Genomic DNA, 25,922 nt, shown 5'->3' on the forward strand with positions numbered 1-25,922 from the left:
CTGAACGCCATCGCTCGCTCAATGCCTCAATGCATCAATGCGAAAGCGCTCTTTCCAGCTGCGTCACCACGTCGATCAGGCGGGGCCGCACTTCTTCGAGCAGGAATTCCTTCGAGAGCTTGAATGCGGGGCCACCGACATTGATCGCCATGATCGGCAGCTCGCCGCCCGGCTGGAAAGCGCGCGCGATGCCGTTCACCTCTTTCTGCCAGTCCCCGAACGAAGTCGTCACGCCGAGCGTGCGGTAATCTTCGAGCGCATTCTCAATGCCGCGGCGGGTTTTCGGCCACGCCACGTGATCGAGCTCACGTACCTGCTCCATGAAGCTGAGACGATCGTGTTCCGGGATCGCCGCGAGCCACGCGCGACCAATCGCCGAGGTGGCGACCGGAATGCGCGAACCGACTTCCAGCGTCAGCGTGAGCGCAACCGAGGCTCGGCAATTTTCCACGTAGATCATCGAGAGCCGGTCGCGCGTACCTAAGGACACGGTTGCGCCGACGACGTCGGCCAATTCCTGCATCACCGGCCTCGCGATCTTGCGCACATCGAGCCGCGCCAGCATCGCGCTGCCCAGCGCGAGCGAAGCCGTGCCAAGCCGGTATTTGCCGCTCTCTTTCAAGTGAATCAGATAGCCGAGCAGCGTGAGCGTATGGGTCAGGCGCGATACCGTCGATTTCGGCAGCTTGCAACGTAACGCGAGTTCCTGATTGCTCAGCGATTTGTCGCCTGAGCGAAAACACGCCAGTACTTCGAGCCCGCGCGCGAGTGCGGTGACGAAATGCCGGTCGTCCTTGTGCGCCTCGTGCGCCGTCCGGCTCGCGAGGTCCGCGTTTGCCCTGACGGATGCAGCGGGTGTTTGCGCAGCTTCGCCGGTGCTCGGACCGTCGGCCGGATTATCGATCGAGCTGTGATTGGTTTTGCTCAAAATGAAACGCGCTCCTGCGAAACGGCACCATCCGAAGGACAAACCGTGCCCCGGATCGAGGGTGATCCGGGCTGCGGAATTATAGACAAACGCAAACAGCCGCTCAGACTTCTTCTTTCTGCGCAGCCACCACCGGGCTGAAAAAATAAATGGCCGCGCCGATTGCAAGCGGCACGACGGTCACGGCGAATAGCGCCGAGTAGATCCCCGAGTTCGATAGATGCGCCTGTTTTGCAGCACCCGCGATCCAGCCGAAACAACTGCTGGTCAGCGCCACACCGAGAAAAACGAGGCTGTTGAGCAGGCCCAAACCGAGGCCGAGCCGGCGCGGCGCAATGATGGCGCGCGCTTGCGACATCACGAGTGGATGAATCGAGCCGACCGAGAACAACACGCATATCAGCGCGACACTGACGACCCAGTTGCCGTCCGGACTGACAGCGAGCACGAGTGCCGCCAGCACGCCGGCGACCAGCCACAGCAGCGAAATGAGCTTGGGCGCGCAGAAGCGCACGACCACAGGAATACAGAACGATGCGGCGATCCCGATCACACTGGTGACGGTCATCGCATTGCCGCGCGCGATGACGTCGAAGCCGTAGATGTCGGCAAGGTATGGGCCGCCCCATGAGGTACGGAACGTGCTGCCGACCGAGAGCGCGAGGCAGGCCGGCATCAAGGTCCAGAAACCGGTGCGCCGTTTCGCAGCGCCTGCCGCGCGTTGTGACGCAGCGAGGCTTTGCTCATGCGCGGCGGCATCGCGCCGGCGCACAAAGCATATGACGCCAAGCGTCGCGCATAGCATGGCGAGCGCAGCGGTGACCATGACTGGACGCCAGCCGAAGCTGGCCGTTGCCCGGCTCAGCGGAAACGCGGCCAGCAATGCGCCAGCCATGCCGACCGCACTCGCCGTCGTGACCGCGCGCACATTGCGCGTGCCGTGGCCGGTGTGCAATACGTAATTGAGCAGCCCCATGAAAATGGGCGCGCAACCGAGTCCGATGCCCGCTTGCGCGACGAGCGCAACGGTTGCGCTCGTTGTCATCGACAGGATGCCGGCGCACGCGGCGCCGATGCCCATCAGAAGCGCGGTGGGTCCGCGCACGCCGTAGCGGTCGAACATGATGCCGACCGGCAGTTGCGCGATCGCGAAGACGAGAAAGAACGAGCCCGCGAACCAGCCGAACATTTGCGGGGAGAAGTGGAAATCGCCGATCAGTTGCGTGGAGATCACAGCGATATAGCTGCGGAAAAACTGGCTGAGCACGTAGCTGAAGGTCAGTGCCCACAAGCCATAATCGATCGACGATACAGCCGCATCCGTGCGTGGTTCGTGTAGTTGTTGCTGTACGCCATCAGACATCTTCGCTGCGCCTTTGATGATCGAAGCCGTCATGATAGGCGAATCTCGCAACGGGCGGCCTGGTCAGTTTTTTCAACACTCGCGCGTTTGCTGGAGTATTGTTTAAGCGCGCTGGGAGTTTCACGGCGTCACTCTTCTACAAGACAGGGTGCTCCATGCAAGCGGAAAAGTGCTTGCAGGCGCGTGGTTTATTGCATGCAACGATTCGAAATCAACTTTTCGAGGAATGGAGAAAACGTGAAAACAGTCAATCTATTGAAGGCGCTCGGCATCGCATTGTGTGTGGCGACTGTATCCAGTGCCTATGCCCAGTCGAGCGATGCGATGGCGTCGGGCAGCATGGCGGCGCCGGAGACCAATCCTAAAGTCGTCAAGAAAGTAGACCGCAAGTTGGGTCTGGACGTGCGCAAGGCTTTGTCGAAAGCGCAGGGTTTTGATGTGTCGAACGTGTTCGTCCGGGCCCGCGGCGGTGCAGTGACGTTGACCGGAACGGTGCCCGATGGCGCGCAGATCCCGCAAGCCGAGGAAGTGGCCAAGGGCGTTGCAGGCGTGAAATCGGTGAACAACAAGCTGACGCTAGGCACGCAAGGCGGCGGCGGGGGCTGATCGCGCTTAGCGGTTAATCAATGACGACAGGTTGCGATGGGTAGCGCCGCACGAGCCAATCTGCGGCGGTGCCTATCGTCCTGATATTGTCTTGGTATTTGAAACAGTTACCGCCGAACCAGGCCGACGACATAGCAACATACCGCGTCCCCGCCATTGAAGAACTCACACTCTGCCGGCGCGCCAAGCTGCAAACAATCTCCTTCGGCAAGCCGATACACCTGCTGGCCTTCACGAAAAGTGAGAACCCCTTTCGTCACCCAGATCTGCTGATGCTGAAACACAAAAGCATCCGGCGGATACGGCACCCGCACCCCCACAGGTAACTCGATCTCCAGCAACTCGAGCACGCCGCCCGTAGGGGGCGAAATCCGCCGCCGCGTATAACCCGTTTCAGGGTCCTGCCACACCGGTTGCCCGGCATGCCGCGCCAATCGCTCACCGGTCTGCTCCGCCAGCGCCAGCAAGGTCGACAAGGTCAAACCGAAAGCCCCCGAAAGACGCCCAAGCACCGTGGCGGTCGGACTCGCCTCGCCCCTTTCGACCTTGCTGATCATCGCCTTCGATACGCCCGAGCGCTCCGCCAGTTCGCTCAGCGACCAGTTGCGCGCTTCGCGCTCGGTCTTCACGCGCGAAGAAATCGCCTCGGTCAAATCGATAGCAGAGGATTCGGACATAAAAAGATCGGAATCGATAAAAGGTGAAGACCCATTAAAGGCCAAAATCATTGTCTTGCATAGTGATTTTTCGTCCACTATATTAAACGAACGATCGCAATGCAGTCATGCAACTAGGCGCGAGATCCGCGCGCCAACCGTAAGCATTCGTCCACCCCAGCCGGAAGACACCATGCCGAAGGAAATCGTTCTCAACGCTTTTGACATGAACTGCGTCGGCCACATCCAGCAAGGCATGTGGACCCATCCGCGCGATCAGTCGGCCCGCTATACCGATCTTCAGTACTGGACCGACTACGCGCGCACGCTTGAGGCGGGTCTGTTCGACGGCATCTTTTTCGCAGACGTGGCGGGCGTCTACGACGTCTACGGCGGCAGTCCCGACGCGGCGATCCGCGGCGCCGTGCAGGTGCCCGTGAACGACCCGACGTTGCTGATTCCGGCCATGGCCGCCGTCACGCGTCATCTGTCGTTCGGCGTCACGTCCAATCTCACGGTCGAGCAGCCCTACCTGTTCGCACGGCGCATGTCGACGCTCGATCATCTGACGCGCGGCCGGGTCGGCTGGAACATCGTGACGGGCTATCTGGACAGCGCATCGCGCGCGATCGGACTGACAGGCCAAATGGCCCACGACGATCGCTACGATCTCGCCGACGAATATATGGAACTGGTCTACAAACTGTGGGAAAGCAGTTGGGAAGACGGCGCGGTGCTGCGCGACAAAACGCAAGGCATCTATGCGGATGCATCGAAAGTCCACGTGATTCATCATCACGGCAAGCAGTATCGCGTGGACGCCATGCACCTGAGCGAACCGTCTCCGCAGCGCACGCCGGTGCTCTATCAGGCGGGTTCGTCGGCGCGTGGCAAACAGTTCGCGGCGGCGCACGCGGAATGCGTGTTCGTCAACGGCCAGGCGAAGCCCGCCGTGAAAGCCATCGTCGACGATATTCGCGCTCACGCCGTGGCACGCGGGCGCGATGCGGACGATATCAAGGTTCTGCTCGGTCAAACCGTCATCACGGGCCGCACGGATCGCGAAGCGCAGGAGAAATACGCCGAGTACCGGCAGTACGTGAGCACCGAGGCGGCGCTCGTGCATGCGGCGGCATCGCTCGGTATCGACTTCGCGCGCTATGACCTCGACGAGCCCATCGAGACCGGCAAGAGCCAGGCCATCGTGTCGAACGTCGAAGCCATGACACGCGCGGCCGGCCCGCAATGGACCAAACGCAAACTGCTCGAACAGATGGTGCTCGGCAGCCGTCAGGCGCCGCTGGTCGGCTCGGCTGAGCGCATCGCGGATGAACTCATCGCATGGACTGAGGAAACCGACGTGGACGGTTTCAATCTGTCGCGCACCGTCGCGCCAGAGTGCTTCGACGATTTCATCACGCTAGTGGTACCGATTCTGCAGGAACGCGGCGCTTATAAGCGAGCGTATCGCGACGGCACTTTGCGCGAAAAACTGTTCGGTCATGCGCGCTTGCCCGCAAGCCACACCGCAGCCCAGTTCCGCAGAGGCGCCGATCCCCATGCTTGACAAGAGCACCTTCCGCGACGCAATGGCCGGCCTTGGCGCCGCCGTCAACATCATCACCAGCGACGGCGCCGCAGGCCTCGCCGGCTGCACAGCCTCGGCGGTATGCGGGGTGACGGACGAGCCGCCTACCCTGCTCGTCTGCATCAATCGCAGCAGCCGCAACAACGCGGCCTTCCGCGCAAACGGCACGCTCTGCGTCAATGTACTGAGCGCGGATCAGCAGGCTCTTGCAGCGCATTTCGCCACGGGCTCGCTACCGATGACTGAGCGCTTCGCCGCCGCACAATGGGACACGCTCGTGACAGGCGCGCCGGTCCTGCATGGCGCACTCGCCTCGCTCGACTGTGAGATCGAATCGGTGACCGAAGTCGGAACACATACGGTGTTCTTTTGCGCGGTGAAGGCCGCGCACACCCACGTCGGCGGCGATGCGCTGATCTACTACGGCCGCCATTATCATCGGGTTGGCGCGAGGTCCGTGCATGCGCAGTGTCGTGATCAGCCCACCCAGTGTCCCGGTACCCATGCCCAATGACTACCTTCCCAGCGATAGTGGCCCTTTACCCAGTGATAGCCTGGCGCGGGCGCGGCCGGCACCACCTCGACGAGCGGCGCTGGCTGCGGCGGCCGGCCCGGTTCGACCACGCAGGCTGACAACAGCGCGGCACACAGACCCGCAAGCGAAGCGGCGCGGATAGTCGATTGGATTTTCATTTGTTCTCCCTGGTGATTTTTCAGGTTATGCGCGCACGAGCCCCGTCATCGGGCGCATTGCCCCGGTCTGGCCGAACAGCGTGCCCGCCGTGCGCTGCGGATCGAGTCCGAGGCTTTCGCTTGCGACACCGGCGATCAATGCATCCAGCGACATGGTCGGCTTGAGGTCGCGAGCTTCGTAAAGGTCGCCCGGTTTCAGGCCGGGCCAGTCGGCGAGCACACGTCCGCCTGCCACCGAGCCGCCCAGCACCATCGCCACCGAGCCGGTGCCGTGATCGGTGCCGCCCGTGCCGTTGGCGGCGGCGGTTCTGCCGAACTCCGTTGCCACTACCACGGTGGTCTTGCTCCACAACGGGCCCATGCCGTCGCGAAACGCCGCGAGCATCGTGTCGAGTGCTTTCAACTGATTGGCAAGGCGCGCGTTCTGCGCGGTGTGCGTGTCCCAGCCGCCGGTTTCGATCATCGCGATACGCGGACCGTCATTGCGTGACAAAAAACCCGCGGCGAGCTTGCCGAGGCTCGCCGGATCCTGACGCGCGCCGGCGTCGCCCGCGAGCCCGCGAGCCCGCGCGCGTTCATTGCCGATTCCCATAGCGGCCGCAATTGCGCATCCTGGTCGTACAGTTGCGAGACCCGCGTGAGCAGATCGTCAGGCGCTTGCGGCAACCCCGAGGGCGCGTACGACGTCACCGCCGCCTTGCCGCGCAGCGCCATCGGCACGGTCGGCGCGAAGGCGATCGCGTTCTCGCGCGTGGCGGGCAGCGATGCGACGAGCCGGTTCAGCCAGCCGTCCTTCATCTGATAGGGCGACGTGCCACCGGTCTCCAGCACGTTCTGCCCGTCGAAGTGCGAGCGGTCGCGATACGGCGACGCCACGGCGTGCACAAACAGCGCCTGGTGGTCCGCATACATTGCGGTTGTCTGCACGAGCGAAGGATGCAACGCGAAGGTGCCGTCGAGCCGGGTCGCGTTGGATGTGTCGATCGCGAGCGCGCCGCGCAATGTCGCGTACGCAGGTTCGGCATACGGCACGACGATGTTCAGGCCATCGGCCGCGCCGCGCTGGATCACGAACACGAAGCGGCGATCGGTTGCGACGCTGGCAAAGGCGATCTGCGGCGACACGAGAATCGCCCCCGCGCCTGCAGCGGCGACGCCCAGAAACTTGCGACGTGAAAGCATGGCATTCATCTCCGTTGAAAATCCGGCGAGACCAGCAGCAGCGCAATGGCCGTCGATGCGCTTTCGGCACGCGACACAGCCGTAGCGGTCGGCGCACTGAGCGAGCCGGCCAGCAAGGTCTGCCCAAGCGAGCGCGCGTCGAGCCGGTCGCCGACGCGCGAGGCGAAGCGCTGTGCCACTTCGACCCGGCGCACGAGCGCATCGGGCGCCGCCCAGCTCGCGGCAATGTCGTCGTAACCGGCTGGCGAGCCCGGGCGCCATACCGGCTGGCCGAGTTGCGTAAGGATGGGCGCGGCCTGCATGTTGCCCAGGTCCTGCCAGCCAAGCCCGCGCATCGAAGAAATGGTCCATTCCCACGGCGTCTTGAACTTCACGGCGACCGGCGACCACGCCTGCGGCATGTCGAGCAGCGTCCGGTACACGGTCGGCAGATCGCCGCCGCTGCGCTCGAACGCATTCGCCAGCCGCTCGCTCACGTCCGGCGGCGGATTGTCCGCGACGAAGTGACGGGCGAGCTTGCCGCCGATGTGCTGCGCCGTCGCGGGCGCGCTGGCGAGGTCGTGCAGGATCGCCAGCGCCTGCTCTTCGCCCGGCTGGTCATAGCGGCGGCCCATGATGGTTCTCGCGCCCGGCTCGTGCAGCGCGACACGAAACACGAAGGTGCCTGGGGCGGCGTCCGGCTGCATGCCCGGCCGACGCGGGTTGCCAGGATTGCCGGCCAGACTCCAGCCGGTCAGCGCACGGGCGAATTCGGTGACGTCTTCCTGGCTATAGCCGCTGCGCACGCCGAGCGTGTGCAACTCCATGATTTCGCGCGCCAGGTTCTCGTTCAGCCCGCGTTTGATGTCCGGATTGCGCTGCGTGGCACGCATGATCGCCATGCTGTCCGGCCCGACCGAACGCGGCTGATCAAGAAACAACTGCATGGCCGGATGACGTTCGACCGCGACCAGCATGTCTTCGAAACGGCCGAGCACGTGCGGGCGGATCGCTTCCGCTTCGAATGAGCCGGCCAGCGCCGCGACGGCGGGCTTTTCGCTGGATACCGCGAAGTGATTCGCCCAGAAATGGACCAGCCGCTCAATGAAAGGTGTCTGCGTGGTCAGCGCGCTTACAACCCGCGCGTTCACCGACGAACGGTACATGTCTAAAATTTCACCGCGCAACGCTTTTCGTTCGGCTTGCTTAGCAGTTTGCGCTGTGGTTTCTGACGTACCTTGGCCAGTGGATTGCGCGTTGGCTTGCCCGTTAGATTGGGTGTTGACCTGCGCATTCGTCTGATTGGCCGACGCGCCTTCGTTGACGTTCTGCTTACTCTGCTGATTCTGCCGGTTCAACTGGTTCAGTTGCATGCGCTGCTGCACCAGCTCAGTGGACAGCGCCACCGAATCCGGCTGGTTCGCCCACGCGGCAGGCCGCGGCTGATATTGCTCGAACTGCGCGAGCAGCCACCCCTTCGGGTCGGCGGGCGGCGTGTCGTCGGCACGCGCGCCAAGGCCGAAGCGGTTCAGCGCAATCGCCGCGGCATTGATGTTCGGTGATGTAGCCATACCGTCCTCTTCGGCGTTGGATATGTCTTTAAACGGCCTCCGCGATCAAATCCGTCGCACCCGCTCAGAATTCTTTTACTCGCCCGAAGCGTCACTCGAAGGCTCACTCGCGGCCGGCTTCGCCGGCTGCTTCGCATTGGCGGCCGGCTGCGGTTCACGCCACTGTCCGCGCAGCTTCAGGCTCTCGGCGAATTCGACGCGCTCCTCGGGCGACAGCGTTGCCGCAAAATCCGCCACACTGCCCTCCACCTGCGCACGCAAGCTGCTATCGGCCGCACGCGTGCGGGCCAGTGCGGCGTCCAGTGCCGCGCGATCGAACTGCGGCGCGGCGAGCAGGCGCAACACTTCGCGACGCCCTTCGCGGCCCTCGCGAGCAAACTGCTTACCCTCGCGGCGCGCATTCTTCAAACCGTCGATGAAGGCCTGCTGACGCTCGGCGGGCAGCGGCTCGGCAGCGAAACGCAACGCCGTGCGCTGCTGCGCCAGCAACGGCACGGTCGCGCCATGCACCGCAAACCATTGATAAGCACCACCGACAATCGCGCCCACTAGAAACACATTGAGCACCAGCGAGGCCACCAGCACGAATTTCCACGACCGGCCGTTCATTCGCCGCTCCAATCGGCGGATGACCCGCCGAAGCTCGAAGTTAAATAAGAGGACTCATGGACCGGCTGCACCGTCCCGGTCAACACGAAGAATGAGACCGCAAAAGCGCCGGCCGCCCCGCCCAGCAGCCCGACGCCCGCCACCGCCGCGCCCGACCACCACAAGCGCCTGCGTGGTGCTGCCGGCCGTCGCACCGGCGCGCTGCCGATGATGCGCTGCTGCAACGCCGCGCCAGGCGGATCGACCTTGTCGGCCGCCAGCCACGCATCGATGCCGGCCGCGTCCGCCAGCAGCGCATCGGCTTCGGCGCGATGCGACGCCGCCCATGTCTGCGCGGCTGCGCGTTCCTGTTGCGGCCAGCGGTGCGGATCGGCGCCGTAGGCTTCGACGATCTGTTGGAATCTTTCGGGCGTCATGACTTGTCCTTGCTAAGGCCGCTGCCGGCCAGTTGGGCGCGCAAATTGCGGCGCGCGCGTGCCAGCAGACTTTCCAACGCATCGACCGTGATACCCATCAGGGCAGCAGCGTCGATGTTCGACATCTCCTGGTAGTAATTGAGCACCAGCGCCTCACGCTGACGTGCCGGCAATGCGGCGAGCGCTTCGCGAACGCGTTCGTCCTGGGCGCGCGCTTCGAGGGTGGCGTCGGGCAATGCGGCAGGGTCGATCTCATCGGGCATGTCGTCGTGCGGGACTTCGCGGCGGCCGCGCAACCGGTCATAGCAAAGATTGAGCGCGACGCGATGCACCCACGTATCGACCTTCGCCTCGCCTTCCCGCCAGCGCGAAGCCTGTTTCCAGATCCGCACGAAGACCTCCTGCGCCACGTCTTCCGCTTCCATGCGATCTCCCAGCATGCGCGTGGCGAGCGCGAGCAGACGCGGCAGCTTGCGTGCGACAAGCGAGCGGACCGCAGCCGGGTCTTGCCGGGCAACCCCCTCCAGCAGTTCCGCATCGGGATCGCGTTCGCTCAAGACGTGCGGCTCCCCGGTTCGCGCCGCAGACATTGCACGGATCGCCTGGCCCATAGCCGGCTGGGCCATAGCGGCCTGAGGCATATCGGCTGGCGCCATGGCAGCCTGAGCCAGACCGATTCGGCCCATGCCTGCCAGGCGGATCGCGTCGTCGGACGAGCGCCATTCACTTGCCGTCACTCCCTCTGATGCCTCTCACGTTTGCCTCACCTCGAATAAATCGTTGTGCGTGCACCGGTTTGAACGGCGCGCGCGACCGGCGGATTGCAACGCGCAGTGCAATCAATATACGACGACCGCCGGGCGATAATAGGCCGGCCGCGCCGGATAAACGACACAACCGGCGAGCGCGGACGCCAGCAACATGATGACGAGCGTTTTCATCGGAACCTGTCTGGTTGGATTACAGAAAGCACCGCAGCGCGCCAGAGGGCGCCACGGCGCTCCGCTTTCAGGCCCAATGGCCTTCGATCCAGCGCCAGTTAGGGCCACGCTGCACCCAATGCCCCGGCACCCAGTGATAGCCGACGCGAACTGGCTGCCAGTGCCCCGGCACCCATACATAGGCACCGTGCTGCCAACGCCAGCGGCCTTGATCCCACACGTAGCCGGCACGCGGCGCCGGCACGACTTCGACACGCGGCGGCGGCGGCGCCATGGGCGCGACGATCACCGCCTGCGCGGAGGCCGGCGCCGCGGTCAGCGCGGCGGCGCAAGTAATCGCAGCAACAAGCGCGGACGCCAAAAGGCGGCCCGGTTTGATCGATGTCATTTGCTTTTCTCCGATAAGAGCCGGAGCCAGGGCGACTCCGTTTCTTCTTGAACGCAGCAGCGGGAAAAATCTGTCGCTTTGATTTGCATTGACAGGAACGCGTTAGGACAGGCGGGATACAGCGGTCAGAATTGCCCGCGCATCACTGGGGACGTTGGCAAAAAGACAGGCAATGTCATGCAAATGAATGGCAATCGATGGGCGACGTCATGTTCGCGCCCCGAAATCTCAATCAGCAGATGTTTTCAATGCGCGCAATATGCAGCACGCGATAGCGTGAACTCGCCAACTCCGACCCTGTCGTCTGCATTGCCACGGACGGCGTCGCGCGAGCCGGTGAGGTATCCTTTCGGGCTCCGCGAACTCTATCCCTACCCTGCCCGATGGCTGATTTCCCTTTCGACGCCGTACTCTTCGACTGCGACGGCGTGCTCGTCGACTCCGAACCCATCACCAACCGTGTGCTGACCGAGATGCTCGGCGAGTTGGGCTGGCAATTGAGGGTAGAAGAGACGATGCGCATTTTTGTCGGCAAGGCCGTCAGGGATGAAGCCGCACTCATCGAAGCGCGCACCGGCTTCGCGATTACGACGGATTGGCTCATGCAGTTTCGCGCACGCCGTAATGAGGCGCTGGATCGCGAGCTGATGGCGATTGACGGCGCGGCGTCCGCAGTGCGCGCGCTTTACGCGACACTCGACGGACGCATCGCTGTCGCGTCGGGCGCCGATCGCATCAAAGTGGAATTGCAACTGGCGAAGGCCGGCATTCTCGACTGCTTCGAAGGGCGTATCGCCAGCGGCCACGAAACACCGCGCAATAAGCCGTATCCCGATGTCTACCTCGCCGCAGCCGCGGGGTTGGGCGTGGAGCCACAGCGTTGCGCGGTGGTGGATGATACCGTCACGGGCGTGACAGCAGGCGTGGCCGCCGGCGCCACGGTATTCGGCTATTGCCCGAAAGAACTGAGCCACAGCAGCGCCACTGCCTTGCATGGCGCGGGCGCGATTCATGTCTTCAGGAACATGGCCGAATTGCCCGCCCTGCTCGCCGGATGGCGCGGCGCGCAGGGCTGAGGACACGCGCTATTACTCGAACGCAGGATCGATCGGCACGCGATGTCCGACGGCGAGCCGGTTAGTCTCGTTCGCCATGCCGGCCACCGCCAGCAGCTCTGCCGACCATCTCGTCGATCATACCTGCACGGCGGGCTGCTGCCGTATGGCTCGCGACGCAGTAACCGCAGTTGTTCGTCACACTCACCTCGACGTAAAGCAATTCCTCGGAATGCTCGCAACGGGCGTAGCTGTTGGCGCCGCACCGACATCGTGGCGTTGTGAGTCGGTCTATCTCAACCATCTTGCGCTCGCGAGATCGGCGGATGTCGGTGGCATGCCGCTTCGCGGCGGATGGCATGGTGTGTGCAACGGGAACCCATGAGCGCGGCGATACCCGGGCTCACTGTCAATCCAACCTTGTCGGAGATCCACCATGAAAACGCTAGTTCTCAAAGATTTGCCCCGCGTCGACGAACTCGACCCATCAGCGTCGCAGTCCGTACGCGGCGGAATCGCCTGCCTCACGCGAGAAGCGCCGCCTGCCTGCCCCGGCGGGATGATGCCGCCTATTGTCATTCGGCGTGGCTGGGACCAGTGTCCGCCGATTCATTGGGGCTGCGGGCCTGTCCTTATGCCATACGGCAAGCCGCCTTCGCACTCCGAACCGGTGGTGGTACCGCTTTAGGCAGCGCGAGAAACCACATGAAAACAGACGGGCCAGCATAACGGCTCGTCTATTTTCCTTACCCCTCTTTTCAACCACCGGTCGACATTCAATCCTGTTGATGCGCCTTCAGCCACGCGAGTACGTCAGCCGCATTCCGATCAGGCGGAAACACGGGATAGAAAACCTTTTCGATGACACCGTGATTGACGATCATAGTGAGCCGCTTAAGCAGCGCTACTTCGCTGTATCGAGCGGACGCAGTACTTGCCCACTCACGCTGTCTTCCACATGCCAGCCGGCCGCATTCAACACGTCACGCAGACGGTCCGCCTCGCTCCACTGCTCCAGGGCGCGAGCCTTCTCGCGGGCATTTCCGAGAAGTGCGATATCCGCCGGAATCGCCACCGTGCCCTCCTTCCATTCGGTAAGCCGCAGTCCGAGCACGGTATCGAAGTGATCGACCGTCGCTCTTCGCACCGCCGGCGGCAGATCGCTTCTGACTACTTCCCACAGCACAGCAAGCGCACGTGGCAGGTTAAGATCCTGATCGACTTCTGCCTTGAAGCGGGCGACAACATTTAAATTGGGCATGCCGCCTTCTGGCCACTGCACATAGGTTCTGCGCAAGCGGTCCAACGCGGATTGCGCGGCATCGAGTGCCTCCGGACTGAAACGCAACGTGCTTCGATAATGCGCACTCAGGCATAAGTAACGATACGCAAGCGGATCGATACCACGCTCGATCAATGTCTGCAGGCGCACGAAGTCGCCGCCCGACTTCGACATCTTGCCGGCGTCCAGCGTGAGGAAATGGCCGTGCATCCAGAAGTTCGCGAGGCGGGTTCCATGGCGTGCCTGAGTCTGCGCGATTTCATTGCTGTGATGCACGGCGATGTGGTCTTCTCCGCCGCAATGAATGTCGAACCACGGGCCCAGGTATTTCGCCGACATCGCCGAGCATTCGATATGCCAGCCGGGAAAACCTCTTCCCCATGGGCTATCCCACTCCATTTGCCGGTTGGTGTCCGGTGGACTGAATTTCCATAGCGCGAAGTCCGTTGCGCGCTGCTTCTCTCCTATTGCAACACGTTTTCCGGCCTGCAGGCCTGCCACATCGAGACGTGCGAGAAAGCCGTAATCATCCTGTTTGCTCGTGTCGAAATAGACGCCGTCGGCAGTGCGGTAGGTATAGCCGTTGCGCTCGAGTTCGTCGATGAAGTCGATCTGTTCCGCGATGTGATCGGTCGCGCGGCACCACACTGAAGGCTCCAGCAGATTTAGCGCGTGCCAGTCGCTCATGAAAGCCGCGGTATAGCGCTTCGCGATCTCCCACGCCGATTCGCCGGTGCGCCGACTGCCCTTCTCCATCTTGTCTTCACCTTCATCCGCATCGGAGACCAGATGACCGACGTCGGTGATATTGACGACGTGCCGCACGGCGTAGCCGTTCAACGCCAGCACGCGCCGCAGCACGTCTTCAAACACGTAGGTTCGAAGATTGCCGATATGCGCGTGGTCGTACACAGTGGGACCACAGCAATACAGCCCCACGTGGTCCGCCTGAATCGGCGTGAACGCGCGTAAGGTGCGCGACCAGGTGTCGTACAGGGCCAGCGGCATTTGAATTCCTGTGGCGTTGAGCCCGTTAGCGCGTCAAAAGCAGACCGAAAAACGAAAGCGGGCAGACCAAAACAAAAAAGCCACCGGTCTTGTGACGGGTGGCCTCAGGGATACGGACGTGTACAACTCGACTCGCTAGACGCAAGCTCCCCTTGGCAGGCTGCAACAGCATGCGTGCAAAGAATGCGAACGGGAAAGGATAGAAGCGGTCATGGAAACGATGCTAACGCGTGTTTCGAGACGGGTCAATCCCGATTCGCGGCGCCGTGTCGGGATCGTGCACCTTCGGAATGCATAAAAAAGCCCCGCAAGACTTTCACCTTGCGGGGCTCTTACTCAACCTACGGCGTTTTCCGCTTATCGCGACATCATGTGCATGCTGACGTTATGCATGATCCACAATGACCCGACGATCAGAATCACGGCCGTGAGCACCGTGAAGCCGAACGCCATGACGTTCCAGCGCTGTGCCGACGACGCATTCATGTGCAGGAAGAAAATCAGATGCACGACGATCTGCACGAGCGCGAGACCCGCGATCGCGAGCAATGCGTTCTCGCCCGTCAACGCGCCCGTCAGCACCAGGCCGAACGCCGCCGCGGTCAATACGACCGAGAGAATGAAACCCACCGTGTAGCTGCCGAAGCTGCCGTGACTTTCGCCCCCGTATCCTTCGTCCGAGTGCGCCAGGTGTGAGTGATGGCTATGGTCCATTTAGATCACGCTCGCAAGATAGACAAAGGTGAAGACGCCGATCCATACGACGTCCAGAAAGTGCCAGAAAAGGCTCAGGCACGTCAGGCGAATCATGTCGCGCTCGGTCAGATCGCGATGACGCATCACCTGAACGGCGAGCACCACCATCCAGATCAGGCCGCACGTCACGTGCAAACCGTGCGTGCCGACCAGCGTGAAGAACGACGACAGGAACGCGCTGCGGCTCGGGCCTGCGCCCTCGGCGATCAGGTGCGAAAACTCGCGCATTTCCAGTACGAGGAACGCGAGACCCAGCAGAAACGTCACGCCCAGCCAGAAAAGCAATACGCCCTTCCTGTTCTTGTGCGCGCCCAGCATCGCGAAACCGTACGTGATACTGCTCAGCAGCAGCATGGCCGTTTCGAGCGCGACGCCCGGGATCTCGAACAGATCCTTACCGCTCGGACCACCCGCGAACTGATGCTGCATCACCGCGAACACCGCAAACAGCGACGCGAAGATGATGCAGTCTGTCATCAGGTACAGCCAGAAGCCGAATACCGAGTGCGACGGCGGGTGATCGGCATGATGCGCATCGTGATGATGCGAGCCCGCCGTAAGAGTGTTGTTTGACATCAATCCACCTCCAACGCGACCTGCGCATCAGCGCCCGAGCGTTTTTCTTCAATCGCAACCTGGGCACCGGCGCCGGAGCGTTTTCCTTCAATCGCCGCAACCGTGGCGGCCGGGATGTAAAAGCCTTCGTTCTTCTGGAAGCTGTAAATGATCACAGTACCGATCGAGCCGACCAGACCCACAATCGCGAGCCACCAGATGTGCCACACAGCGGCAAAACCCAGCACCAGCGAGAACATCGCCACCACCAGACCCGCGGACGTGTTCGACGGCATGTGAATGTCGCGATACACCGGCTTCGGCCGATGCTTGCGTAACTTCATTTCAGCGAATGCGTCCAGTTCATGCACGTCCGGAATGATCGCGAAGTTGTACGACGCCGGCGGCGAGCTCGTTGCCCATTCCAGCGTGTGAGCGTCCCACGGATCGCCCGTGACGTCGCGATTTTGCGGCAGGTTGCGGTCGCGGATGCTGACGACCAGTTGGATCACCTGGCAAGCGATACCGATGGCGATCAGCACTGCACCGACCCACGCGAAAATCAGCCACGGATGCCAATCCGGATTGTCATAGTGATTCAGACGACGTGTCATGCCCATGAAGCCCAGCACGTACAGCGGCGTGAACGCAACCCAGAAACCGATCTGCCAGAACCAGAACGACGCCTTGCCCCACTTCTCATTCAGCTTGAAGCCGAACGCCTTCGGGAACCAGTAGTTGAAACCCGCCAGGTAGCCGAACAGCACGCCACCAATAATCACGTTGTGGAAGTGAGCGATCAGGAACAGGCTGTTGTGCAGCACGAAGTCCGCGCCTGGAATCGCCATCATCACGCCGGTCATCCCGCCGATCGTGAAGGTGACCATGAAGCCGAGGGTCCACAGGATCGGCGTCGTGAACTGCAGACGGCCCTTGTAGATCGTGAACAGCCAGTTGAACACTTTCACGCCGGTCGGAATAGCAATGACCATCGTCGCGATACCGAAGAACGCGTTGACGTCAGCGCCTGAACCCATCGTGAAGAAGTGGTGCAGCCACACGAGGAACGACAGCACCATGATCGCGCAGGTTGCCCACACCATCGTCTTGTAGCCGAACAGCGGCTTCTTGGCGAACGTGGCCACGACTTCCGAGAAGATACCGAACGCCGGCAGGATCAGGATGTACACCTCAGGGTGACCCCATGCCCAGATCAGGTTCAGGTACAGCATGGCGTTACCGCCGCCGTCGTTCGTGAAGAAGTGCATACCGAGGTAGCGGTCCAGACCGAGCAGCGCGAGCGTGACGGTCAGGATCGGGAACGAAGCCATGATCAGCACGTTCGTGCACAGCGCGGTCCACGTGAACACCGGCATCTTCATCCAGGTCATGCCCGGCGCGCGCATCTTGACGATGGTCACGAAGAAGTTCACGCCAGTCAGCAACGTGCCAATACCGGAGAGCTGCAGGCTCCACAGGTAATAATCGACCCCGACACCTGGACTGAACTGTAATTCGGAGAGTGGCGGATAAGCCAGCCAGCCCGTTTGCGCGAATTCACCGATCACCAGCGAGATGTTGATCAGGATCGCGCTGATCGCGGTCATCCAGAAGCTCAACGAGTTGAGGAACGGGAACGCAACATCGCGGGCACCGATCTGCAACGGCACGATGATGTTCATCAGGCCGACCATGAACGCCATCGCCATGAAGAAAATCATGATGACGCCGTGCGCGGTAAAGATCTGGTCGTAATGGTGCGGCGGCAAGAAGCCTGGCGCGTTATACGACAGCGCTAGCTGGGTACGCATCATGATCGCGTCCGCAAAGCCGCGGAACAGCATGATGAGCGCAACCACGATGTACATCACGCCCAGTTTCTTGTGGTCGACCGATGTGAGCCATTCGGTCCACAGGTAGCGCCACTTGCCAAAATAGGTGATCAGACCCAGAACGAGCGCACCGCCGAGGGCGATACCGGCAGCCGTCACCATGATGATCGGCTCGTGGTACGGAATCGAGTCTAGTGAGAGTTTTCCGAACATGCGTTACCCCTTACCCTTTGGCGCACAGTTAGCGTCTTTCATGTTGTCGAGGACGTTACCGTTGTTGTATCGGGCAATGATGTTGTGAAAGAGCCGCGGATCGACCGACGAGAAGTAGCGCACCGGCTCCTTCTCGGTAGGCGCCGACATCGTGTGATAGCGGTCCATGTCGAGACGGTCGGACGAAGCGCGTACCTTGGCGACCCACGCATTGAACTCTTCAGGCGAGGTAGCGAGTGCACGGAACTTCATGTCCGAGAAACCCTTGCCGCTGAAATTCGCCGCGGTGCCTGCGTAGTTGCCGGCTTCGTCAGCCATCAGATGCAGACGCGTTTGCATACCCGCCATCGCGTAGATCTGACCGCCGAGTTGCGGAATGAAGAAGGAGTTCATCACCGTGTCGGACGTGATGACGAAGTTCACCGGCGTGCCCACCGGGAACGCCAGCTGGTTCACCGATGCAATGCCGAGGTCGGGATAGATGAAGAGCCACTTCCAGTCGAGTGCGACGACTTCGACGTTGATCGGCTTCACCTGCGACTCGAGCGGCTTATACGGATCGAGCTCGTGCGTGCTCTTCCACGTCAGCACGGCGAGGAACAGAATGATCAGCGTCGGAATCGTCCAGATGGCGATTTCGATACCGGTCGAATGCACCCAGCCCGGACGGTATTCGGCGTTCTTGTTCGACGCGCGATAGCGCCATGCGAACAGCAGCGTGAGCGCGATAACCGGAACGACCACGATCAGCATGGCCCAGGTCGACGTGGCAATCAGCTCACGTTCGGCCAGACCCACACTCCCCTTCGGATTCAAAATATCGAGGTTGCTGCAACCCGAGAGCAACAACACGAGGCCGGCGGAAAGGAAACTTATCGACCCTCGCAGCGTCTTTCCTTTCATATCCATTGCCTTTCTTTTACGACTTCAACGAACGTCATTCGACCGCTCTCCCTTAGTAAGCGATCGCATAATAGGGGGTCGTCAAGGGGATATAAACACTCGATTTAGCAACGATCTATTGCGTCGCAACACCGTGTGACACGTTGCCGCACGCCTGTGCGCACGCGAGGGTTTGCAATGCTCTATTGCAATGTCGCGGCGGCGTCGCCTGATCACGAAAGTCCCTTCAAACAAGCGTTAAAACGCAGCGCGACCTGAATGGTCGCGCTGCGTCAGATGCTCGAAAAAGACGTGTATCCGGATGCGATGCAGCGCGTCTGCACAGGCAGCATCCGTGCGACGGATGCTGCGCCTGCGCCGCGTTCTGCTTCGATCAGCCTGGCGTGCGTGCCGCGACGGTAGCAGGCGCCGCCGCCTGCAGGTGCTCGCCACCGTCAGCCGGTGCAGAGTCGTCCGAAGGATGCGCGCTTCGTTCCGATTGAGCGAGCAGCGTACCGACCGACGGGTCGATCGCATCGGTGAACGGCTTCGGATTGATGCCGATGGCCAGCACGAGCAAAGCCATCGCGCCGAGCAACACGAACTCGCGCTTGCCGAGGTCCTGCAGTTTCGCCACGCGCGCATTGGCGATCGCGCCAAAAATCACGCGCTTGTACATCCACAGCGTGTAGGCCGCGCTCAGGACCAACGTCGAGGCCGCGATTGCACCGATCCAGAAATTGAAGCGGATCGCGCCCATCAACACCATGAACTCGCCGACAAAACCTGAGGTCCCCGGCAGACCGATATTGGCCATCGAGAACAGCATCACGAATGCGGCGAAGCGCGGCATGGTGTTGGCGACGCCGCCGTATTCGGCGATCGAAGCAGTCTTCGTGCGGTCGTAGAGCATGCCGGTGCACAGCAACATCGCGCCGGAGACCACACCGTACGACAGCATCTGCACGATTGCGCCCGCCTGACCGATACGGTTGAAGACGAACAGACCGAGTGTCACGAGGCCCATGTGCGCGATCGTCGAATACGCGAGCAAGCGGCGCATGTCAGTCTGCACGAGTGCCAGCAGGCTCGAATAGATCACCGCGACCAGCGACAGCGTGATCATCATCGGCGCGAAGAAATGGCTGGCCTGCGGCGCGATCGGCAGCGCGAAACGCAGCAGACCGTAGCCGCCCAGCTTGAGCATGCCGATCATCACGGCGGCGCCGGTCGGGCCGTCGAGGTGGACGTCGGGCAGCCACGTGTGCAGCGGCCACATCGGCACCTTGACACCGAACGCAGCAAGGAAGCCGAGGAAGACCAGTACCTGCGCCCAGGTGCCGAGGTGGGTTTCACGCCACAGCGCGAGGTCGAAGCTGTGCGTCTGGCTGTACAGGTACAGCATCGACATCAGCATCATCAGCGAGCCGAGGAACGAGACGAAGAAGAACTTCACCGCGGCGTACGAGCGGTTCGAGTTGCCCCACGTCCCGATCAGCAGGTACAGCGGAATCAGCGTCGCTTCGAACGAGATGAAGAACAGCATGCCGTCCATCGACGTGAACACGCCCTGCATGAAACCCGACAGCATCAGGAATGCGCCGAAGTACTGCGCGGTGCGCTCGGTGATCGACTCCCACGAGGCGACCACGATGATGATCGTAGTCAGCGCGGTCAACGCGACGAGCCACAACGAAATCCCATCCACCCCCACATGCCATGCAATATCGAACGTGGGCGACCAGCGGACGTTCTCGACGAACTGCATCGAGGTCACGTCGTTGCGGAAGGTCGACACGAGTGGGATCACCGGCAGGAAACCCGCTACCGCGCCGATCAGCGCGAGCCATCGCGTGCGGCTACGTGCCGCGTCAGATCCGGCACGCAAAACCACCAGGCCGGCGACAATAGGGATCCAGATGAGTAGGCTAAGAAGCGGAGGCAATGGCATGTGTTCTGTTGAAAACTTGAAATACAAAACGCCATTTCAATGCCTTCCAAAATGAAAGCATTGAAATGGACATGTAGGCTGGATTTCGCTGGAATTGACGTCGAAACGGTGCTGCCCGCCTCACGTTTACCCGCAGTCGAATGACCAAGGGTGGGAGATTACCAAGATAAGAATACTTTTGCAGCGCAACATCGCTGCAACGCCTTTGGCAATGTATTGTTGCCACGCCTACCCTTGCGAAACACCGAAAAATGTGCAGACGCACAAACTCGTTCGGGAAGGATGCCCGCTATGTTATTTGCATGAAAAAGAAAGCAGTTGGCTGGTGATTAGCGACTCTTGCACCAACACTTCCATGCAACGATTGAACTGGAATGAATCATGCAGGTGCATGATGCACCATCAAGGCCGATTTCGAGGGAACAGTGAAAATTTAGCGCGTCCGCGAGCAAAAAAAATTTTTGATCCGGCGCTCTAAAGAAGCGTCGACGCGGGCCTGAAAAGACTCACACGATCCGCTTGCCCGTCCGCTTTCAGATGGGTAACAGCCGATCGTGGCATGCGCCTGCGGGCCTTACAGAACCCGAATATACTTCGCCGTTCAGGGGCCGACGCTCGTGCACGGCACGGTAGTTCTTCGCACGGCTGGACGCCGCCCTCACCGGCCAGACTTATCGGATACTGCATGGTGCTTCGTGAAGAAGGTGTCGTTCCCGCGCTCGAATGTCGAGGGCTTGGCAAGACCTACGGCGCGGGCCGCATCGTGCTGGCACACCTCGATTTCACACTCGAGCCGGGTGAATTTGTCGCGATCATGGGTGACTCCGGGGTCGGGAAATCGACGCTACTCAATCTCATTGCTGGGCTCGACAGCGCGGAAAGCGGCGAAGTGATCATCGACGGCAACGTGGTCTCGCGTCTGGATGACAATGCGGCGACGCGTTTGCGCCGGCAAAAACTGGGTTTCGTGTTCCAGGCGTTTCACGTCCTGCCTCATCTGACACTTGCGCAGAATGTCGCTCTGCCGCTGCTGCTAAACGATCTACCCACGGCCGGCGCGCTCGATATGCTCGCGGCCGTCGGCTTGAGCGGCCGTGGCGATGATTTTCCGCGGCAACTGTCGGGCGGCGAGTTGCAGCGCGTCGCGATTGCGCGGGCGCTCGTGCATCGTCCGAAACTGATTCTCGCCGACGAACCCACCGGCAACCTCGATCCCGATACCGCACACGACGTGCTCGGCCTGTTCCGCGCGCAAAGCAAGGCAACCGGTGCGGCCGCCATCATGGTCACCCACTCGGAAGCAGCCGCGGCCGTCGCGGACCGCATTCTGATTCTGAGCGACGGCGGCTTGCACGCATCGTCCGGACGCAGCGCCTTTTCCGATTCGCACGCCGACGCCCGATCCATTGCACGTTCAGCCGACGATGCACGCTGACCCACACCCACTGCAACGCATGCGAGGTCATCGCATGCTCGCGCGCTGGCTGTTGGGCGCCGAATGGCGCAGTCATCGCGGACGCGCACTGGTTGCAATTGCGACGATCGCGCTCGGCGTCGCGCTTGGCTACGCCGTTCAATTGATCAACAGCGCGGCCTTCAACGAATTCTCGGCGGCGGCTCGCAGCCTGTCGGGCGAGGCCGATCTGCAGGTGCGCGGTGCACAACCGCTATTCGACGAGTCCATTTATCCGCGTTTGTCGACTGAACCCGGTGTCGCGCTGGCGAGTCCCGTCCTCGCTCTCGACGTGACCGTACCGGATCAGAGCGCCGCGCTGCCCGTGCTCGGCATCGACGTCTTCAAGGCAAGCCGCATTGCGCCGGACCTGATCGGTGTGCCGTCGCCGGAGCGGCCGTTCGATACGCTTGCGTCTGATACGGTGTTTCTCTCGTCGGCGGCGCAACAATGGTTGAACGTGAAAATCGGCGATGACATAGCGCTGCAAAACGGCACGTCGATCGTGCACTTGCGCGTGGCCGGCGGTCTCGTGAGAACGCGGCCAGGTCAGCGCCTCGCGGTAATGGATATCGCCGCCGCTCAGTGGAAGTTCGGCAAGGTGGGCAAGCTGTCACGCATCGACGTGCAACTCGAACGCGGCGTCGATCGCGAACGCTTCAAACGTGACCTGCAAGCGCGGCTCGGCAGCCGGTGGGCGATCTCCGAGACGCGCGATGCCGAAAGCCGCACCGATCGTCTGTCGCGCGCCTATCGCATCAATATGAACGTGCTCGCGCTGGTCGCGCTGTTCACTGGTGCGTTTCTCGTTTTTTCGACGCAGGCGCTCGGTGTCGTGCGACGACGTGCGCAGTTTGCGATGCTGCGTGTGTTGGGACTGACGCGTGGCCAGTTATTGCGCCAGATTCTGATAGAAGGCGCGCTGCTCGGCCTGCTCGGTTCGCTGTCCGGACTCGCGCTCGGCTATGCGATGGCGAGCGGCGCGTTGCACTTTTTCGGCAGCGACCTGGGCGGCGGCTACTTTCCTGGCGTGCAGCCGCACGTCGGTTTCGAACCGCTGGCGACCGCGCTATTTCTGACGCTCGGCATCGCCGTGTCGGTTTTAGGCAGTCTTGCCCCCGCGCTGGAAGCAGCGCGTGCGCGGCCCGCAACGGCACTCAAAGCCGGCGCCGAAGAAGGCGCGCTGGCGCGGCTCGCTACGCCATGGCCCGCTTTGGCGTGTCTGCTGATTGCCGCCGTTCTCACGCAGATGCCGCCGTTGTTCGATGCGCCCATCGGCGGCTATCTGGCCGTTGCGCTGCTGCTGGTTGGCGGGATTGCGCTGATGCCGCGCGTGACCGCTTTGATCTTTGGCGCAGCGAGCCGTACGCTCGGCGCGCGGCGTCGCGCCGGCGCGGCGAGCACTTTGGCATTGGCGCGCCTCGCCAATGCGCCGGGCCACGCATCGATTGCGATGGGTGGCGTACTGTCGAGCTTCGCGCTGATCGTCGCGATGGCGATCATGGTGGCCAGCTTCCGTGTTTCCGTCGAAGACTGGTTGGGCCACCTGCTCTCGGCCGATCTGTACGTTCGCGTGGCGCCGAACGGCGACACCGGTGGCTTGCGCCCCGACGAACAGACTCTGTTGAGCAGAGTGCCCGGCATCAAGACTGCCGCCTTTGCCCGCACCTCGCATCTCACACTCGACCCTGCACGGCCTGACGTCGCCGTACTCGCGCGTGAAATCGACGCCGCCGACCCAGGTGCGAACCTGCAGATGACTGGAGCGGTGCTGCCTCCCTCCGAACTTCACAACGGGGAAATACCTGTTTGGGTATCCGAAGCAATGGTCGATCTGTATGGATATAAGCTTGGCCAACGCGTGCAGTTGCCGCTTGGCGAGCGCGCTCACGTGTTCGTCGTGGCCGGCATCTGGCGCGATTACGTACGTCAGACCGGCGCGATCCAGATACGGCTTGCGGACTACCGGCGTTTAACCTCCGACACAGGCGCGACGGATGTGGCTGTCACAGTTCAACCGGGAACAAGCGTCGAACGCGTGATATCCGGCCTGCGGGCGCTGCCCTTCGGCGCGTCGCTGACCCTGTCACAACCGGGTGAAATTCGCGCGCGCACGCTGGTTATCTTCGATCGAAGTTTTGCCGTCACTTATCTTCTCGAGGGGGTCGCGATCGTAATCGGCCTGTTCGGCGTCGCGGCGACGTTCTCTGCACAAACACTCGCACGGGCCCGTGAGTTCGGCATGCTCCGGCATGTGGGCGTGACCCGCTCGCAGGTTCTCGCGATTCTCGCACTCGAAGGCGGCATGCTCACCGCTTGCGGCATCGCGATGGGCTTCATTCTCGGATTCGCGATCAGTCTAATCCTGGTGTTCGTCGTCAATCCGCAGTCGTTTCATTGGAGCATGTCGCTGCACGTTCCATGGACAGTGCTCAGCACGGTGGCGCTGGTGATGCTGGCTTCGTCCTGTTCGACGGCGGTGATTGCGGGACGAGGCGCGGTGTCGGTGGATGCAGTGCGCGCGGTGAAGGAGGATTGGTGATGGGTGAACTACCGTGTACGGTGATGCAGGAGTCGGCGCACGACGGCGTGGGGCGATATTGTCGAGTGGCGCGAATTCGCCGAGTAGCCTGCTTTTGTTGCGCGAGTCGCTTCTGGCTGACGGCCGACTTGTCGCGCACATCACCAACTGCGTTGCCTCGCGTTATGAGTGCACGGCGTCTAAACGCCAGGGTTCGCGCTGCATTGCTTTGCATGGGCCTTTTAGCGATCGCGCCTGCGTTCGCTACGACACCCGAGTTCGCGACTGTCACACCAGAGCATCCGATTGCGCTGCCGGAAGACAGCGGCGCACACCCGGCTTTTCGCACCGAATGGTGGTACGCGACGGGCTGGCTCACGACACCGGACAATCAGCCGCTCGGTTTCCAGATCACTTTCTTTCGCTCGGCAACTGGTCACGACCCTGCGGACCCCAGTGCATTCGCACCATCGCAATTGATCATTGCCCATGCCGCGTTAAGCGATCCTGCACTCGGCCATCTTGCGCACGACCAGCGCATTGCCCGCGAAGGCTTCGGGCTGGCGTATGCGAAGCCGGACAATACCGACGTCAAACTCGACACATGGAAAATCGTCCGTGCCGCAGACGGCCACTACGACGTCACAGCCGACGCGAACGGATTCGCGCTGCACCTCGCGTTGACGCCGACCCAAGCGCCGTTGATCCAGGGTGAACGCGGCTACTCGCGCAAAGGTCCGCGGCCCGAGCTGGCGAGCTATTACTACAGCGAGCCGCAATTGCGCGTGACCGGCAGCGTGGTTCGACCGGTCGCGGCAGGCAGTAAATCGACGGGCGAAACGGCCGTTGCCGGCGCGGCGTGGCTCGATCACGAATGGTCGAGCACGCTGCTCGATACCGACGCGGTCGGATGGGATTGGCTCGGTGCTAACCTGACGGATGGTTCTGCCTTGATGGCTTTCAAGGTCCGCAATCGCGATGGGCACGCGATGTGGGCACATGCAGTATTGAGAAATCGCGACGGTCGGGTGACGACGTTTGGCCGCGATCAGGTTGATTTCACTCCGGTTCGTACCTGGCGCTCGCCGCGCACGAACACGTCGTATCCCGTCTCGATGACGGTCAAAACCGGTACGTTTACGTGGCGCCTCGATCCGCTGATGGATGACCAGGAGCTCGATTCCCGTCAATCGACCGGTGCAGTGTATTGGGAAGGTGCCGTGCGGGTGAGCCGCGACGGCTCGGACGTTGGACGGGCTTACCTGGAACTGACGGGTTACGCGAACGCGCTCCGGATCGGGAAGGAGTGACGCCTGAGCAGCAGGTGCCCGATCGGGCAAGGTCCCACAGCGGCGATGGTTTCTGTGCCTGTTTTTCCGCGCTGTAAACGCAGAAACCCCGCCTTTGAGGGCGGGGTTTCTGGACATGCGTGGGAGCCTGACGATTACCTACTTTCACACGGGAATCCGCACTATCATCGGCGTGGAGTCGTTT

Annotated in this window: 23 protein-coding genes and 2 pseudogenes; 8 read left to right on the forward strand and 17 right to left on the reverse strand. The window is 61.9% G+C overall.

Annotated elements, in window-relative coordinates; all coding sequences use genetic code 11:
* Positions 1 to 34: 34 nt before the first annotated feature.
* Both KHO31_RS29630 and KHO31_RS29635 read right to left on the reverse strand, forming a co-directional pair.
* On the reverse strand, positions 35 to 928 hold the full coding sequence (locus tag KHO31_RS29630) for an IclR family transcriptional regulator (protein ID WP_236071524.1): 894 nt from the start codon (positions 926 to 928) through the stop codon (positions 35 to 37).
* Positions 929 to 1,031: 103 nt separating this feature from the next.
* The gene (locus tag KHO31_RS29635) at positions 1,032 to 2,324 is read right to left on the reverse strand and encodes an MFS transporter (RefSeq protein ID WP_211624744.1); all 1,293 of its coding nucleotides are present in this window, start codon (positions 2,322 to 2,324) and stop codon (positions 1,032 to 1,034) included.
* 204 nt (positions 2,325 to 2,528) lie between these two features.
* Between KHO31_RS29635 and KHO31_RS29640 the strand changes: the two genes are divergently transcribed.
* Complete coding sequence (locus KHO31_RS29640; protein WP_201080606.1) at positions 2,529 to 2,897, forward strand: BON domain-containing protein; 369 nt, start codon at positions 2,529 to 2,531, stop codon at positions 2,895 to 2,897.
* 107 nt (positions 2,898 to 3,004) lie between these two features.
* On the opposite strand, the gene KHO31_RS29645 is transcribed toward KHO31_RS29640, so the two are convergent.
* Positions 3,005 to 3,574 (reverse strand): helix-turn-helix domain-containing protein, encoded by a 570-nt coding sequence (locus KHO31_RS29645; RefSeq protein WP_201080780.1) that lies wholly within the window; start codon positions 3,572 to 3,574, stop codon positions 3,005 to 3,007.
* Between the two features lie 172 nt (positions 3,575 to 3,746).
* On the opposite strand from KHO31_RS29645, the gene KHO31_RS29650 reads away from it, so the two are divergent.
* Both KHO31_RS29650 and KHO31_RS29655 read left to right on the forward strand, forming a co-directional pair.
* A complete protein-coding gene (locus KHO31_RS29650) occupies positions 3,747 to 5,120 on the forward strand; it encodes an LLM class flavin-dependent oxidoreductase (RefSeq protein ID WP_211624746.1) in 1,374 nt (457 codons plus the stop codon).
* Complete coding sequence (locus tag KHO31_RS29655; RefSeq protein WP_201080602.1) at positions 5,113 to 5,655, forward strand: flavin reductase; 543 nt, start codon at positions 5,113 to 5,115, stop codon at positions 5,653 to 5,655. The genes KHO31_RS29650 and KHO31_RS29655 overlap by 8 nt, the downstream gene beginning before the upstream one ends.
* On the opposite strand, the gene KHO31_RS29660 is transcribed toward KHO31_RS29655, so the two are convergent.
* From KHO31_RS29660 to KHO31_RS29690, 7 genes and pseudogenes are all read right to left on the reverse strand, one after another.
* Positions 5,619 to 5,834, reverse strand: coding sequence for a YXWGXW repeat-containing protein (locus tag KHO31_RS29660; protein WP_211624748.1), 216 nt, complete (start codon positions 5,832 to 5,834; stop codon positions 5,619 to 5,621). The genes KHO31_RS29655 and KHO31_RS29660 overlap by 37 nt on opposite strands.
* 25 nt (positions 5,835 to 5,859) lie before the next feature.
* Positions 5,860 to 7,016, reverse strand: a pseudogene (locus tag KHO31_RS29665) (DUF1501 domain-containing protein).
* 5 nt (positions 7,017 to 7,021) lie between these two features.
* Positions 7,022 to 8,566: a DUF1800 domain-containing protein gene (locus KHO31_RS29670; RefSeq protein ID WP_201080596.1), complete on the reverse strand. Its 1,545-nt coding sequence runs from the start codon at positions 8,564 to 8,566 to the stop codon at positions 7,022 to 7,024.
* A gap of 75 nt (positions 8,567 to 8,641) precedes the next feature.
* On the reverse strand, positions 8,642 to 9,175 hold the full coding sequence (locus tag KHO31_RS29675) for a periplasmic heavy metal sensor (RefSeq protein WP_201080594.1): 534 nt from the start codon (positions 9,173 to 9,175) through the stop codon (positions 8,642 to 8,644).
* Entirely contained in the window at positions 9,172 to 9,591 is a 420-nt protein-coding gene (locus KHO31_RS29680) for a hypothetical protein (protein WP_201080592.1), read from the reverse strand. The genes KHO31_RS29675 and KHO31_RS29680 overlap by 4 nt, the downstream gene beginning before the upstream one ends.
* On the reverse strand, positions 9,588 to 10,202 hold the full coding sequence (locus KHO31_RS29685; protein ID WP_201080778.1) for an RNA polymerase sigma factor: 615 nt from the start codon (positions 10,200 to 10,202) through the stop codon (positions 9,588 to 9,590). Before KHO31_RS29685 ends, KHO31_RS29680 begins: the two co-directional genes overlap by 4 nt.
* Before the next feature lie 397 nt (positions 10,203 to 10,599).
* On the reverse strand, positions 10,600 to 10,920 hold the full coding sequence (locus KHO31_RS29690) for a YXWGXW repeat-containing protein (protein WP_201080590.1): 321 nt from the start codon (positions 10,918 to 10,920) through the stop codon (positions 10,600 to 10,602).
* A 383-nt stretch (positions 10,921 to 11,303) separates the two neighbouring features.
* On the opposite strand from KHO31_RS29690, the gene KHO31_RS29695 reads away from it, so the two are divergent.
* The gene (locus KHO31_RS29695) at positions 11,304 to 11,996 is read left to right on the forward strand and encodes an HAD family hydrolase (RefSeq protein ID WP_211624750.1); all 693 of its coding nucleotides are present in this window, start codon (positions 11,304 to 11,306) and stop codon (positions 11,994 to 11,996) included.
* A 12-nt stretch (positions 11,997 to 12,008) separates the two neighbouring features.
* Here KHO31_RS29695 and KHO31_RS39900 read toward each other — a convergent pair.
* Positions 12,009 to 12,204: pseudogene (locus KHO31_RS39900) on the reverse strand (carboxymuconolactone decarboxylase family protein); the annotation flags it as partial.
* 207 nt (positions 12,205 to 12,411) lie between these two features.
* On the opposite strand from KHO31_RS39900, the gene KHO31_RS29705 reads away from it, so the two are divergent.
* The gene (locus KHO31_RS29705; protein ID WP_201080572.1) at positions 12,412 to 12,663 is read left to right on the forward strand and encodes a hypothetical protein; all 252 of its coding nucleotides are present in this window, start codon (positions 12,412 to 12,414) and stop codon (positions 12,661 to 12,663) included.
* 216 nt (positions 12,664 to 12,879) lie between these two features.
* Here KHO31_RS29705 and cysS read toward each other — a convergent pair whose 3' ends face one another.
* From cysS to KHO31_RS29735, 6 genes are all read right to left on the reverse strand, one after another.
* Positions 12,880 to 14,265, reverse strand: coding sequence for a cysteine--tRNA ligase (gene cysS / locus KHO31_RS29710; RefSeq protein WP_211624752.1), 1,386 nt, complete (start codon positions 14,263 to 14,265; stop codon positions 12,880 to 12,882).
* Positions 14,266 to 14,622: 357 nt separating this feature from the next.
* Positions 14,623 to 14,979, reverse strand: a complete 357-nt coding sequence (gene cyoD / locus KHO31_RS29715; protein ID WP_211624754.1) for a cytochrome o ubiquinol oxidase subunit IV — start codon at positions 14,977 to 14,979, stop codon at positions 14,623 to 14,625.
* Positions 14,980 to 15,597 carry a cytochrome o ubiquinol oxidase subunit III gene (gene cyoC / locus KHO31_RS29720; protein ID WP_201080566.1) on the reverse strand — a complete coding sequence of 206 codons (618 nt, stop codon included), beginning with the start codon at positions 15,595 to 15,597 and terminating at the stop codon, positions 14,980 to 14,982.
* Positions 15,597 to 17,621, reverse strand: a complete 2,025-nt coding sequence (gene cyoB, locus KHO31_RS29725; RefSeq protein WP_201080564.1) for a cytochrome o ubiquinol oxidase subunit I — start codon at positions 17,619 to 17,621, stop codon at positions 15,597 to 15,599. Before cyoB ends, cyoC begins: the two co-directional genes overlap by 1 nt.
* A gap of 3 nt (positions 17,622 to 17,624) precedes the next feature.
* Positions 17,625 to 18,524, reverse strand: a complete 900-nt coding sequence (gene cyoA / locus KHO31_RS29730) for a ubiquinol oxidase subunit II (protein WP_211624772.1) — start codon at positions 18,522 to 18,524, stop codon at positions 17,625 to 17,627.
* 373 nt (positions 18,525 to 18,897) lie between these two features.
* Complete coding sequence (locus KHO31_RS29735; RefSeq protein ID WP_211624756.1) at positions 18,898 to 20,454, reverse strand: NADH-quinone oxidoreductase subunit M; 1,557 nt, start codon at positions 20,452 to 20,454, stop codon at positions 18,898 to 18,900.
* 685 nt (positions 20,455 to 21,139) lie between these two features.
* Between KHO31_RS29735 and KHO31_RS29740 the strand changes: the two genes are divergently transcribed.
* The 3 genes from KHO31_RS29740 to KHO31_RS29750 all read left to right on the forward strand — a co-directional run bounded on the left by KHO31_RS29740 (position 21,140) and on the right by KHO31_RS29750 (position 25,738).
* Positions 21,140 to 21,889 carry an ABC transporter ATP-binding protein gene (locus KHO31_RS29740; protein ID WP_211624758.1) on the forward strand — a complete coding sequence of 250 codons (750 nt, stop codon included), beginning with the start codon at positions 21,140 to 21,142 and terminating at the stop codon, positions 21,887 to 21,889.
* Positions 21,879 to 24,449 (forward strand): FtsX-like permease family protein, encoded by a 2,571-nt coding sequence (locus tag KHO31_RS29745; protein ID WP_211624760.1) that lies wholly within the window; start codon positions 21,879 to 21,881, stop codon positions 24,447 to 24,449. Before KHO31_RS29740 ends, KHO31_RS29745 begins: the two co-directional genes overlap by 11 nt.
* 212 nt (positions 24,450 to 24,661) lie before the next feature.
* Positions 24,662 to 25,738, forward strand: a complete 1,077-nt coding sequence (locus tag KHO31_RS29750) for a lipocalin-like domain-containing protein (protein ID WP_236071527.1) — start codon at positions 24,662 to 24,664, stop codon at positions 25,736 to 25,738.
* The last annotated feature ends 184 nt before the right edge of the window (positions 25,739 to 25,922 follow it).

Origin of the sequence: Paraburkholderia domus, from assembly GCF_905220705.1 — a bacterium.
Classification (GTDB): Bacteria; Pseudomonadota; Gammaproteobacteria; order Burkholderiales; family Burkholderiaceae; genus Paraburkholderia; species Paraburkholderia domus.

Coding starts and splice junctions, on each gene's coding strand:
- KHO31_RS29635 (WP_211624744.1), bottom strand. CDS start 2,324: ATGACGGCTTCGATCATCAAAGGCGCAGCGAAGATGTCTGATGGCGTA.
- KHO31_RS29645 (WP_201080780.1), bottom strand. CDS start 3,574: ATGTCCGAATCCTCTGCTATCGATTTGACCGAGGCGATTTCTTCGCGC.
- KHO31_RS29650 (WP_211624746.1), top strand. CDS start 3,747: ATGCCGAAGGAAATCGTTCTCAACGCTTTTGACATGAACTGCGTCGGC.
- KHO31_RS29655 (WP_201080602.1), top strand. CDS start 5,113: ATGCTTGACAAGAGCACCTTCCGCGACGCAATGGCCGGCCTTGGCGCC.
- KHO31_RS29660 (WP_211624748.1), bottom strand. CDS start 5,834: ATGAAAATCCAATCGACTATCCGCGCCGCTTCGCTTGCGGGTCTGTGT.
- KHO31_RS29670 (WP_201080596.1), bottom strand. CDS start 8,566: ATGGCTACATCACCGAACATCAATGCCGCGGCGATTGCGCTGAACCGC.
- KHO31_RS29675 (WP_201080594.1), bottom strand. CDS start 9,175: ATGAACGGCCGGTCGTGGAAATTCGTGCTGGTGGCCTCGCTGGTGCTC.
- KHO31_RS29680 (WP_201080592.1), bottom strand. CDS start 9,591: ATGACGCCCGAAAGATTCCAACAGATCGTCGAAGCCTACGGCGCCGAT.
- KHO31_RS29685 (WP_201080778.1), bottom strand. CDS start 10,202: ATGGGCCAGGCGATCCGTGCAATGTCTGCGGCGCGAACCGGGGAGCCG.
- KHO31_RS29690 (WP_201080590.1), bottom strand. CDS start 10,920: ATGACATCGATCAAACCGGGCCGCCTTTTGGCGTCCGCGCTTGTTGCT.
- KHO31_RS29695 (WP_211624750.1), top strand. CDS start 11,304: ATGGCTGATTTCCCTTTCGACGCCGTACTCTTCGACTGCGACGGCGTG.
- KHO31_RS29705 (WP_201080572.1), top strand. CDS start 12,412: ATGAAAACGCTAGTTCTCAAAGATTTGCCCCGCGTCGACGAACTCGAC.
- cysS (WP_211624752.1), bottom strand. CDS start 14,265: ATGCCGCTGGCCCTGTACGACACCTGGTCGCGCACCTTACGCGCGTTC.
- cyoD (WP_211624754.1), bottom strand. CDS start 14,979: ATGGACCATAGCCATCACTCACACCTGGCGCACTCGGACGAAGGATAC.
- cyoC (WP_201080566.1), bottom strand. CDS start 15,597: ATGTCAAACAACACTCTTACGGCGGGCTCGCATCATCACGATGCGCAT.
- cyoB (WP_201080564.1), bottom strand. CDS start 17,621: ATGTTCGGAAAACTCTCACTAGACTCGATTCCGTACCACGAGCCGATC.
- cyoA (WP_211624772.1), bottom strand. CDS start 18,524: ATGAAAGGAAAGACGCTGCGAGGGTCGATAAGTTTCCTTTCCGCCGGC.
- KHO31_RS29735 (WP_211624756.1), bottom strand. CDS start 20,454: ATGCCATTGCCTCCGCTTCTTAGCCTACTCATCTGGATCCCTATTGTC.
- KHO31_RS29740 (WP_211624758.1), top strand. CDS start 21,140: ATGGTGCTTCGTGAAGAAGGTGTCGTTCCCGCGCTCGAATGTCGAGGG.
- KHO31_RS29745 (WP_211624760.1), top strand. CDS start 21,879: ATGCACGCTGACCCACACCCACTGCAACGCATGCGAGGTCATCGCATG.
- KHO31_RS29750 (WP_236071527.1), top strand. CDS start 24,662: ATGGGCCTTTTAGCGATCGCGCCTGCGTTCGCTACGACACCCGAGTTC.